The organism is Clostridia bacterium (assembly GCA_012840125.1).
Classification (GTDB): domain Bacteria; phylum Bacillota; class DULZ01; order DULZ01; family DULZ01; genus DULZ01.
Genome location: DULZ01000019.1, coordinates 1 through 2,334, shown reverse-complemented (window position 1 = coordinate 2,334; position 2,334 = coordinate 1). Strand labels below are relative to the sequence as shown.

General features: G+C 49.3%; 2 protein-coding genes. Both read right to left on the bottom strand.

Features of this window, described 5'->3' with window-relative positions; all coding sequences use genetic code 11:
* Positions 1 to 196: 196 nt before the first annotated feature.
* Positions 197 to 1,282, bottom strand: coding sequence for a BMP family ABC transporter substrate-binding protein (locus GXX34_01780; GenBank protein ID HHW06259.1), 1,086 nt, complete (start codon positions 1,280 to 1,282; stop codon positions 197 to 199).
* A gap of 76 nt (positions 1,283 to 1,358) precedes the next feature.
* Positions 1,359 to 2,117: a GntR family transcriptional regulator gene (locus tag GXX34_01775; GenBank protein ID HHW06258.1), complete on the bottom strand. Its 759-nt coding sequence runs from the start codon at positions 2,115 to 2,117 to the stop codon at positions 1,359 to 1,361.
* Positions 2,118 to 2,334 lie beyond the last annotated feature (217 nt).

The window sequence follows — 2,334 nt, the reverse complement described above, 5'->3', positions numbered from 1 at the left end:
TCCACTTGAAAATCTATCTGATCATTGGCAACGAGATTGCCAAATCTTTTAGTGATCTTGCGCATGTCAATCGCTAAGGGTTGCACAATCCATTCCCCTTCCTACCGCTGTTGGCTTCACGCCACAAGGTCTAGAAAAATGTAGGCTTCACTTTTTAGCGAAGCCTACCCCATGGACCATTGATACATAGATCGCCTTAATTTTGACTTGCTAGAAAACCTTCCACTTCAGGTATATCGGTAGGTACTTGAATCGCACCGCTCTTGATCTGTGCTTTTAGTTCTTCAACTTTGTCAATAATGCTTTGCGGCACTTCCACACTGCTTCCTTCAATAGTATAATCAATACCCTCATCTTTTACACCGAGGGCATAAATGCCGCTCTTGAAGGTACCTTCATAAGCACTTTTCACAGCTTCATAAGTGGCGGTATCCACTTTCTTCAACATGCTGGCCACGATGACATCAGGAGCGATGCCGTTTTGGTTGGAGTTACAGCCAATGGCCAGGAAGTTGTTAGTTTTCGCCGCTTCAAAGACACCCAGACCGGAACCGCCGGCAGCATGATAAATAATATCAGCGCCTTTGCTGTTCATGGACAGGGCAATTTCCTTGGCCGTTGCCGGGTCGCTGAAATCACCCACATAGTCGTAAAGCACTTCAATGTCAGGATTGACGTAGCGGGCACCAGCTTCAAAGCCAGCCACAAATTTTCTAATGAGGGGAATATCCAGAGCACCTACTACTCCCAGCACGTTCTGGTCATTTAAGCGGGCATCGGCTTTCTCTAACTTCATTAAACCGGCTAGAGCTCCTACCAGAAAAGAACCTTCATGTTCCTCGGATACATAGCACACCACATTTGGTAACTCCAGTTCGGCATCGATCAAGGCGAATTTTTGTTCCGGATATTCTGCAGCCACTTTGGCCAATGCATCCACTTGGTCAAAACCAACACAAACAATCAGGTCATACTCACCGGTACTGGCCAAATCATTTTGAAAGATTTCAAAATCAGCCACTTCTTTTGGCTCGACATAATCAAATTTAATGCCCAGCTCTGCTTCTGCCCTTTTCATGCCTTCATAGGTGAGATCGTTAAAAGATTGATCCCCCAGTCCGCCGGTACCCAGAATCAGAGCATACTTTTTCGTTTCGGTGCTGCTTTCGCCACCAGCCGGTGCTCCGTTGTCACCGCTTTGGTTACCGTTTGAACCACATCCTACTCCCAAGGCTGCAAGCAATGCTACACAGACCAGCAGGGCAATAATTTTTTTCTTCATTTAAATCCTCCTCAATGTTTATTTTGCTCCCCAGGTGGCTTATCCAACCCAGAAAGCCACCCAGGAAACGGAAGTCCTAAGAGGTATAGGCTACATTACGGCATAAAGTGAAACGAATGAATTTGTCGTAATAATACTCCGTATCATACATGACCGGGCTGCCGTCCCCCTGATAAACCACCACATCCAAGCGCAGCAACGGGGTGTTCACCGGAATTTTGAATACGGCGGCCAGTTTTTCATCAGCTACCGTGGGAATAAACTCCAGCACGTCGTGGGTAATGCGGCACCCACAGGCGTTTTCCACTAAAGCGAACATGGAACTTTCCATGTCAGCGGGACCGAAGTCTTCGTGGCGGAATTTTCGCCGGGGGATCCGGTCGATGTAAAAAGCGGCCGGGATCTGGTCCGCCATGAAGACCTTTTCCACCACCAGCATCTCCTCTCCCTCGTCTATCCCCAGTTTTTCCGCCTCTTCCGCCGTAGCTTGCTGCCACCGGTAGCCCAGTAACTTCGCGGAAGTCTTGTAACCCGCCTCCTCCAGGAAACCGTCAATTTCCCGGCTGGTATCGATGCGGCTCTTCAGGCACTGGGCAAAAGGATTGATGACCGTCCCTTTCCCCTGCATACGGGAAATAAGGCCGTCCCGCTCCAGTACCGCCAGCGCTTCCCGCAGGGTCAGGCGGCTCAACCCCAACTGCTGGGCCAATTCCTCTTCCGAAGGGAGCCGGTACTCACCCTGGGCCGCCAGGACATACACATAGGCTTTCAAGTTTCCCAGCGCTTGCTGCACCGCTGACTGCTTCTGCACCTTTTTCACTACCCCACGTTCCATTGGCCACCCCCTCTAGTCCTCTGATGACTTAATGATTTAATAATTAGATATCTATCGCCATTTTCCTGCTTGAAAATTTTGCTTTCTTAGAAAAGGAAATAAAAAAAAGAGTCCTTGCGGACTCTTGGGACAACTACCGGTCTTTCATGGGAGTATACGTGCGCCGCGGTGCCACGCACTTGTAGGCAGGTCTGATAATCCGGCCGCCGTTTACCAG